General features: G+C 70.1%; 5 protein-coding genes and 1 pseudogene. 1 reads left to right on the top strand and 5 read right to left on the bottom strand.

The genetic code is table 11. The features are described from left to right. Nucleotides 1–1,856: 1,856 nt before the first annotated feature. Nucleotides 1,857–2,839: pseudogene (locus tag MUU72_RS34580) on the top strand (IS5 family transposase); the annotation flags it as partial. A 79-nt stretch (nt 2,840–2,918) separates the two neighbouring features. On the opposite strand, the gene MUU72_RS34575 reads toward MUU72_RS34580, so the two are convergent. From MUU72_RS34575 to MUU72_RS34555, 5 genes are all read right to left on the bottom strand, one after another. Then, nucleotides 2,919–3,665, bottom strand: coding sequence for an alpha/beta hydrolase family protein (locus tag MUU72_RS34575; RefSeq protein WP_248017422.1), 747 nt, complete (start codon nt 3,663–3,665; stop codon nt 2,919–2,921). Nucleotides 3,666–3,920: 255 nt separating this feature from the next. Next, nucleotides 3,921–4,094, bottom strand: coding sequence for a hypothetical protein (locus tag MUU72_RS34570; protein WP_248017421.1), 174 nt, complete (start codon nt 4,092–4,094; stop codon nt 3,921–3,923). Nucleotides 4,095–4,303: 209 nt separating this feature from the next. Further along, nucleotides 4,304–7,066 carry a DEAD/DEAH box helicase gene (locus MUU72_RS34565; RefSeq protein ID WP_248017420.1) on the bottom strand — a complete coding sequence of 921 codons (2,763 nt, stop codon included), beginning with the start codon at nt 7,064–7,066 and terminating at the stop codon, nt 4,304–4,306. A 61-nt stretch (nt 7,067–7,127) separates the two neighbouring features. After that, the gene (locus MUU72_RS34560) at nt 7,128–7,613 is read right to left on the bottom strand and encodes a hypothetical protein (RefSeq protein ID WP_248017419.1); all 486 of its coding nucleotides are present in this window, start codon (nt 7,611–7,613) and stop codon (nt 7,128–7,130) included. Between the two features lie 104 nt (nt 7,614–7,717). Continuing rightward, nucleotides 7,718–8,461: a hypothetical protein gene (locus MUU72_RS34555; protein ID WP_248017418.1), complete on the bottom strand. Its 744-nt coding sequence runs from the start codon at nt 8,459–8,461 to the stop codon at nt 7,718–7,720. Nucleotides 8,462–9,004 lie beyond the last annotated feature (543 nt).

Raw genomic sequence — 9,004 nt, 5'->3', positions numbered from 1 at the left:
GGCGGCGGTCCCGCCCGGGCCGCGCCTGCCGGCCGTCCGGCCGCCGCGGTCCCGGTCGTCGGCCGCGTTCCGCCGGCTCTGCGCTGTGCTGCTGCACCCCGACCGCGCCGCTTCGCCGCGCGGTCGTTCCGGCCGCCGCGTTCAGCGTCGCTGTCCTCCGCCCGCGGCCGCGCTTGGCCTGCCGCGCCGTGCCTGCCGCTGTTCCGGCTGTCGGCCGCGTTCCGCGGGCTCGGGCCGCGGCCGGGCCGTGCCTGCCGGTCTCCTGGCCGTTGCGTCCCGCCGTCGGCCGCACCGGCTCCTTGCCGCTGCGTGGCCGCCGTGCCAGTTCCCGGCCGCCGTGCCCGTGCCGCTGCCTGCCGTGCCCGGGTCCCGGTTGCCTGTGGTCGTCGGCCGCGTTCCGCCGGCTCCGCGCTGTGCTGCTGCACCCCGCTGGCCCGCCCTCCGCCGCGCGGTTGTCCCGCCCGCCGCCTTCAGCGTCGCCGTCCTCCGCTACGTTCCTGCGCCTGGCCGCGCTCGCCGCGCCGCTGCCGTTCCGGCTGTCGGCCGCGCTCCGCCGGCTCGCGCCGCGGCCGGGCCGCGTCTGCCCGCCGTCCGGCCGCTGCGTCCCGGCCGTCGGCCGCGCCGTTCGGTCGGCGTTGCGGCCATATCCTGTGTCCGCCGGCCGCGTCTTCCTCCGTCCGCCGGCCGGTTCCTGGCCGCGCTCGCCGCTCACGTCCTGCGGCGGCCGGGCTCGGCGGCGTCCGTCGACCGCCGGCCGCGGCCTGGGTGCAGCAGCACGGTGGTTGATCGCCGCTTGGGAGCGGCCCTGTCGCTCGGCATGTTTGCCACTGGCGATGGCTTCGCCGCCGCCTTCACGGACGAGGCGGGGCTATCCCCGGCCCGGCGCAGCGCCGCTGCACCCGGCCGGACCAGCCCGTTCGTGGTGCCGGTCCCGGGCCGGTTGAGGCTGCTGCTGCGGTCGGTGCGTCGGGTGCGGTGGCCGCTGTGGCGGGTGGTGGTCTGCACGAGAGTGTCGGTTGTGGTTCGTCATCTGCGTGTCAGTGAAGCAGCGGAGCCCGGAGGGTGCTTTTCGAGGTGTAGTTCATTCTTGGCCTACGCCGGTCTGGGGCGCTGTGGTGGGTGGTGTGACGACTCCCGCCCTTCGTATGACCGGGCCGACGGTTGAAGTGCTGCGCTTGTTGCTGGCGGCGTCGGCGGACGATCCGTTGTGGGGAGCGAGGATCGGCGAGTTGGCCGACCTCGGGAAAAGCACGGTGTCGCAGATCCTTGCCCGGCTCACCGCGCTGGGCTGGCTCACGCTTCACGAGGAGGAGGGGCCGCACCCGTCCCGGCCGGCTCGGGTGTTGTACGTCCTGTCGCAGGAGGGCCGTCTTCAGGCCGAGGCGGCGCTGGCCGCGCGCGGAGTTCGCGCGGCCAGCGGCAGGTGCCCGAAAGGCGGAACACCGCGGCGACAGCCGACGCGCCACCAGCGCAGTCCCTGCCCCGTGGTCGCCTGCACTGGCCGATCCGCCACCCGCGTCCTGATGAACTGCGCCGCCCCACGGTGGCCGAGGCCCGGGTCCGGGATGCACTGGATGACGGTGACGTACCCGAGCACCTGGCGGCGCTCAAGGAAGCACTCACTACGCTGGCCGCCGTCAGCCAGAGCCTCACGGGGGAGGCCCTCGCCCGGGCTGCTGCCGATCCGGCGCACGCAGGAGGGTACGAGCAGCTCGTGCGGGCTATCAGCCTTCAGGCTGGCGAGATCCGGAAGCGGACACATCGCGCCCCGCAGGCGGGCTAGGGCCTGTCTGGAGTCGTGATCAATGCGGTCTGTTTCGGACCCGAGGGTCACGCCGAGCTGGTAGAACGCTCCGGTGACGCGACGTGAACTGAGCGATGGTGAGTGGGAACTGATAGAGCCGTTTCTGCCGATCGGGCGGTACGGCCCTGTCCCGCAGCGCCTACGAGAGCAGTTCGAGGGCGTCATCTGGCGGTTTCGCACTGGCAACCAATGGCGAGAGATGCTTGAGGAGTTCGGGGCCTGGCAGACGGTCTACGGCCGCTTTGCCCAGTGGCGCGACGTCGGTATGTTCGCCGCGCTAATGGAGGGGATGATCGCCGAGGCCGCTCGGCGCGGCCAGGCGGACATGTCTTTGGTCAGCGTGGACTCCACGGTGGCCCGCGCCCATCACGACGCGGCCGGGATGGTGGCGGAATCGGAGGTCCTGGCGGCGCCGGAAGAGGCCGCGGTGCAGGAAAAAGGGCCAAGGAAATCGGGCAAATCGCCCCGGCGGCCGGCGACTCGCCGCCTGGGGAGTTCGAGCGGGCCGAGCGCCGACGGCTGCGTCGGCGTCGCCGGGCCCGGCTCAGGGCAGCGGCGCTGGGTCGCTCGCGCGGTGGGCTGACCAGCAAGGTCCACCTCGCGGCCCACCGGCGATGCCGCCCGTTGGCGTTCGTGCTCACACCTGGGCAGGCAGCCGACAGCCCCCGGTTCGTCGCGGTGTTGGAGAAGGTCAAGGTGCGCGGACCGGTGGGCCGTCCGCGCACCCGACCGGACGCGGTAGCTGTCGATAAGGCGTACTCCTCGCGAGCGAACCGCGCCTACCTGCGCAGACGCGGGATCAAGGCGGTCATCCCGGAGAAGGCCGATCAGGCCGCGAACCGCAGGAAGCGCGGCAGGGACGGCGGTCGGCCGGTGGCCCATGACGCTGAGCGGTACAAGGAGCGCAACACGGTGGAACGCTGCATCAACAAGATCCGGGCATGGCGGGACCTGGCCACGCGCTACGACAAGACGCCCGCGAGTTACATGACGGGGCTCCAACTACGCGGATCCATCACCTGGATGCGCAGCCTCAACCCGGGGCCGCGGTCGCGAGGCCCGGCTGGCAAGCCGGACGCCGCGACCAAGCAGGTCAGGCCGGCGAGTTGATCGGTCAGCCGAGGTGCCGGGCGAAGAACCTGACCGCGCTGTCGGCCTCGAACCGGGGCAGCTCCTTGTGCTTGCCCGAGTTCACATGCAGGGACTTCTCCTTCGAGGCGAAGGCGTCGAACAGCGCGAGGCCCTCCTCGCGCGTGATGTGCTCGTCGTCCCACTGGAGGTCGAACTCGATCGGGATGGTGATCTGCTTCGCCTTCTCGGCCAGGGCGTCGGGCCAGTGCTGGCCGAAGACCGCGGCGCTGATCCTGGGTTCGGTCGCGACGAACGGGATGCCGATCGCGGTGCCCATGTTGATGCCCCAGAAGCCGACCTGCCCGTCGGTGCCGATCTCTGGGAGTTCCTGGAGGGCGTCCAGCATCGCCCGGTACTCGGGCACGGCGAGCTCCGCCAGGTGGTCGTTGTAGCGTACGACGATCGGGCCTTCCGGCTCGCCCGCCGCCCGCGCCCGGAACAGCTCGGCGATCTCCGCCTCGTCGTGCGCTGTGCGCGGCCGGTCGCCGTGACCGGGCGCGTCGATGACGGCGACGTGGAAGCCGCAGCCGGCCACCAGGAGTCGGGCGCGGCCGGACATCGCCGGGTGCTTCTTGTGGTTGCCGCCACCGTGGGCCATCAGGATCAGAGGCGCGCGGTCGGCTGCCTTGGAGGCCTGCGACCAGAGGACACCGGGGACATCGCCTACAGTGAAGTCGCGCTCAAGCATGCCGTTCGACGAAGACTCGGCAGTGAATTGCAGAGAGTGCATGAGGGTGTTGCCTTTCGAGAGTGCCTTGTTATCGAGGCGCTCCCGGCGACACCTGCGTCAATCGCCCGACCGTGACGAGAGGGGGAGCACCCACATGGATACAGCGTTCATGGGTCTCACCTCCTTGGGCGGCTTCACGGTCGAGTGAAAGCTACCAGCCCGATGATCAACCCCTCCACCCTTTTCCACGCCACGTCATCACGACTCCAGACAGGCCCTAGTTCATTCAATTGCCCCACGAAGATTGAGGTCCGGTCAGCGCTTGCGTCCCGCGCCGCCGATCCGCCATGCCGCCGCCGGCATGGTGTCCTCTCCGGCAGACAGCTTGGCGTCCTCCTGTCCCCAGGACGGCAACGCCCGCGCCAGCACGTCTTCCTTGACACCGCACAGGCTTGCCAGGCGCTGCCGTCCGGCTGCATTCAGCAGCACCTCGGCGTCCGCCCGCGCACCCCCACCACCGTGCCCGGATTGAGAGTTGCGCCAATGCCAACAGGACCGCAACACCTTCGCTTCCAGCCCGTAGCAGCTCGCAACGCGGCAGATCAGCGATGACGTCGTTTCCCCAGAGAAAGGGGCAACACGGAAGATTCCAGGCGCAGGGCTGCAGCCAAGGGAAACCTCCTGCTCCACGGAGGGCTTCACGTGGTTGCCCATTCCAAGCCGTGTTCGGCGAGTGCGGCGAGCTTGCCCGCGGTGAGCTTCCCGCGCCTTGACTTGCTGTTCGACAGAAATACGCCCAGCTTGACCGTGTGCTCCTGGTCGTCGACCACAACGGTCTCTGTGTGGGCCCGGGGGACCTTCACATGTCCTTCGCGGTGCTTGTACTGGGCCAGGGCGGCGATACCCCGCTCGAAGGCCGCCGAGACCCCCTTCCGGGCCTTCGCCGCCTTCACCGGCGCCTCCTTCTCGACGGTCGGCAGCGCCTCGACGCCGAGCTCGGCCAGGCGCTCGCGCTGCTCCTCGCTCAGCTGCTCCCACCCCTGCCGCTGTGCGTGGAGCCAGGTGCCGATGTCCTGGCCGCCGACCGTCACACCCGGCAGGATCTCAGCGAGGGTGGCTCCGTCGGCCAGCACGACGGCGAGTGCGGCGTAGCGCTGCTGCCAGACCAGTGGCCATGTCGGGTTCCAGTACGGGTCGATCCGCTCCAGCGCCCCGCGCCGCTCGGTGGCGCGTTCCTCGTCCTTGCCCAGCCCGCCAGTCTTGCGGAGGTTGGCCAGCCACTGGCCGACCGCCACCCCGTCGATCGAAGCGTCCTTGGGCGCGGCCAGCGTCCGGTGCACGGCGAAGTAGTTCCGCGCCGCGGCGAGGTTTTTGTAGAAGCGGGCGTCGGCGACCGACCAGACCATCCCCAGTTCGTCCAGCAGCTCGGCCCGCCACGCCTTCAGCGTGCCGGCCCGAAAGGCGCGGCGCTGCTCGCTGACCCACGCCCCCAACGCATACGTGCCGCCGTCGCCGGCGTTGCTCCCGGTCGTGCCGGTCGTGCCGGTCGTGCCGGTCGCCCCGGTCGCCCCGGTGGGTACGACGGCGTCCATCGGCACCTGAGCATGGCCTTCAGCCTCGACCCACTTGCGCAGGGCGTTGAGCCCGGCGAGCCACACCTCACTGTCCGGCCGCAGGACGCGAGTGCGTAGGAAGGCGGCGATGACGTCGGGGCTGCGGGGGAGGGAGAACCGCAGCAACGGCACCCCCATCTTCTCGTCCTCCTGGTCCTCGTCCTGGTCCCGGCCGGCTTCGCCGTGCCCGGTCCTCGCTTCGCCGCGCTCGCCTTCCTCGGGGACGCCGGCGCCGAGGCCTTCGGCTGCTGCCAGCTCTTCACCGTCTTCGTCGACGGCCTCCTCCTCTTCCTCGTGCTGAGGGTCAAGGGAAACGACGGAGGTGGCTTTGCCGCGGGCACCGCGGGTGGCAACGACCATGCGCTCGACGATCCGTTCGTCATGCGCACGAAGCCCTTGCAAAACGGCGACAAGGGGGCGGTAGCTGGCGGACGCCATCATCTCCTGCGGGTCCTCGCCGGGCTGAAGGAAGACCGGAACGATCAGCCGCGCCACCTTCCCCTCACCCGGGGCTTGGCGGAGCCCGCGGCCGGTGATCTGCACGATCTGCACCGGCGAGGAGCGGGTATCAGCGAACACCACACCATCAACACCGCGCCGGCCGCGGATGTCGACGCCCTCACCGAGCACCTGACACGACGCCAGGATGCCCAAGTCGGTCACCCACCCCTCGGCGTCGAGGCCGTCCGCGAACCGGTCCAGCACCACCCGCCGGTGCGCAGCCGGATGCTCGCCGCACAGCCACTCCGCTCCTACCCGCTTCGGGTAGATCGCGGGGCTCGTCTCGTGCAGCTCCGCGGCCGTCTCCGGCAACGCCCGCGCGAACGCCATCGCCTCGATCGTCCGCCAGTGGAACGTCATCAGATTCCGCGCCCCGACCGCGTCGGCGTGCTTGAGCAACGCGGCCTGCAAGGCGGCAAGACGCCGGCCGCGCACCTCCTCGGGATCCGCGCCCTCGCCGAGGGCTTCGGGGTCGCGGATCTCCAGCACATCCACCTCGAAGGAGGCAAGGATCCCCCGCTCCACCGCCTCCATCAGCCCCAGCTCGTACAGAACGGGCCCATACAAATCAAGATCATCCATGGAGGCCACCAACCGCCCACCAAACGCCCCTGAATCGCCCTCAGAGCCGCTCGGAGCACTCTCCCGGCCCGGTGCCCCGGCCGATGTGGTTGAGGGTGCCCACAGCCGTGGTGTGGCCGTCATATACAGCCGCCGCGCCGCCGGGATCCGCTCCTGGTCATGAACGACCGCCCACGCCTTACCAATCGCCCCACTGGTCCGGTGCGCCTCATCCACCACCAGCAGATCAAAAGCCCCCATCCGCTGACCGAACGAGCCGCGCAGCGCCTGCTCCAGCACCCCCGGCGCCCCGGCCCCACCGCCGGCCGCAGCTTCCTCGTCGCCGTCCTGGTCGCCCTCCAGGCCCTGCGGCACCAGGCTCGCGTACGTGGCGAACACCAGCATGTGCCCCTGGCCGGCCCACAGTGCCAGCTGCGTCGGGTTGGTCGTGCATCGCACGTCCAACGCCTCCAGCAGCGGGTCCGCCCCCAACGAACACACCGCCACCGCAGGCCCCGTGTGCCCCACGGCCCGCCATACCTCCACCGTCTGCGTCAGCAGGTCCAGCGTCGGCACCAGCACCCCCACCAGCCCCCGCGGCACCATCCGAAGCGCCGCCGTCGCCGCCGAGATCGTCTTGCCCGTACCGGTCGCCGACACCACCGTCCCGCGCAACCCCCGGGCAGGCAGCACCCCGTCCAGCGGCCCCGAAAGACCCCGAATAACCGCATCCACCAACTCCACCTGATGCGGGAAAAGCGGAATCTCACCCATCTTGTTGCCCATTCCTTGCTCCTCCATCTGCACAATCCAGCAATTCAACGAGTCCGTAATTTCCGAACGGAAGTCAGTGCGACGGCCTAAAGGCACGGACCGACACCGTGCGGTCCTCGCCGATGACCATCCGCTCCGCCAGCTGCGCCAGGACCTCCTGCGGCGTCAGCCCGGCACGGGAGGCGAGCGCCCGCAGCCGCCGGCTCGGCCCCGCGGACAGCCACACCTCGGTGCGCAGTTCGTCCGCGGCCTCCCGCCGCCGTTCCTGGTGCGCGGCGTGCGCGGCCAGGGCCTGCGCACGCCGCGCCTCCCGCTCGGCGGCCCACGCCGAGCCGGCACTGTCCCGGCCGGGCTCGTAGGTCTCCCACCCCGACGCCTCTACCAGGGCCTGCACGCGCCGCCACTCGGCATGCCTCGCGGCCCACACCTCGGCGAGTTCCTCCGGATCCGGCGCATACGGTTCCCGCACCACCTGGCCCGGTGACCGGAGCTGCTCGGCAGTCTCTCGCTCCCGCACTGCTGCCTCGGCGACCTTCTCGGCTACCTCTGCCGCGGACATGCCGTTGCCTTGCCGACGGACCACGTCCCGTGCGAGGTCTTCCTTGCTCCAGATCACCGGCCGACCTCCTCACCGGAGTGTGCGGGGGGCAGGCTGAACCGGCGTCACTCCAGATCAGCCCGTCCGCGAGGTGCCAGCTCCCGGGGCGTCCCGTCCGACTTCCCGCGCTTGAACCCCGGCAGGTCGTCCGGGTCGTAGTGCCCGGCCTCGCGCGTGCAGAGGATGACGCCCCCGTCGCTGTTCACCGCTCGCGCGGTGCACAGACCGCCGGCCTCACCCAGAGCCTCCAACACCCGGCGCCGCTCGGTGGTGTTCGGATGCGTGCGCGGCAGCACCGTCTTGCGCACGAACGCCTCCAGCCGGGCCTCAGGCGGCTCGGTCACCGTGTCTTCTTCCACGACCTGCACGACGCGGTACAGGCCACGCACGCCATACAAGCCACCCGGCCGCTCGTTCTCCCGCCGCACCGCGGCCACCGCCGCCTCGACCGACTCGGCGTCGGTGAAGCTCGTCAGCGTGGCGCACCCTGAGTGAGCGTCGTCCACGCGCTGCGCCACGACCCGGTACCGACGAACGGCCGTGCCCACGGGCGGCGTTGTGGCGGCTTCTGGTTCGGCGATCCGCTGGAGGCGTTCGCGCTCCCACCGGTCGACCGTGAGGTCTGCCTGCGGGGCGTAGGTCTCCATGCGCTCCTGGGCCATGACGTAGCCGATGCGCCGCCATTTGGTGTGTTCCCAACCGCGGGCGATCTCGGTCTGTTCTGCTACCTGCTTCCGGTCCATTCCGGTAGCTTTCTTCTGCACGGATCGACGTACGGTTTCATGCGCGGTGAATTTCTCGATCGGCATCGTTCGGCCCTTCGACGTGAGGGATTCCCGGTGCTTCCTGCCTCTGGGAGGTGGTGCCGTAGTTTCACGAACTCTACCCCTGCATCACGGAGTGATGCAGCAAGTTGAAACAGGATGGACTCGAACGCATGATTTCAGCAGGGAACAGCTTACAAGCCCATCGAAACCCACTACGCTGCAAGCCTCATGATGGAGCATCAAGTCATCTCATTCGCCCAGTCATCGTCAGGCACCAGCCCTCCACCCACACTCAACGAAGGGCCAGTGACTGACAGTCAGACACCGTCCTCGCCCGAAGAGACCGGTAGACGGCACCCCAGGCCAGCCAAGACCCCCCGCCCCGTAGCCAGCCCTACGCCCGGAACAACCAACAGCCCGTCACACGCCAGACAAGGCACACCCCAAGGAAGCCCAATGCGGAATTCCGGAGGAATTCCCAGCTATTCCGAAGGAATAGCAAGCCCCGAAGGGGCTTATCAATTCCCCGGAGGGGAATAGAATTTGACGCCCCGTAGGGGCGTGCGTCGTTCCTCCGGAGGAGGA

Origin of the sequence: Streptomyces rhizoryzae, assembly GCF_023155275.1 — a bacterium.
Lineage (GTDB): Bacteria > Actinomycetota > Actinomycetes > Streptomycetales > Streptomycetaceae > Streptomyces > Streptomyces rhizoryzae.
This window is presented reverse-complemented; position numbering and strand designations above follow the sequence as displayed.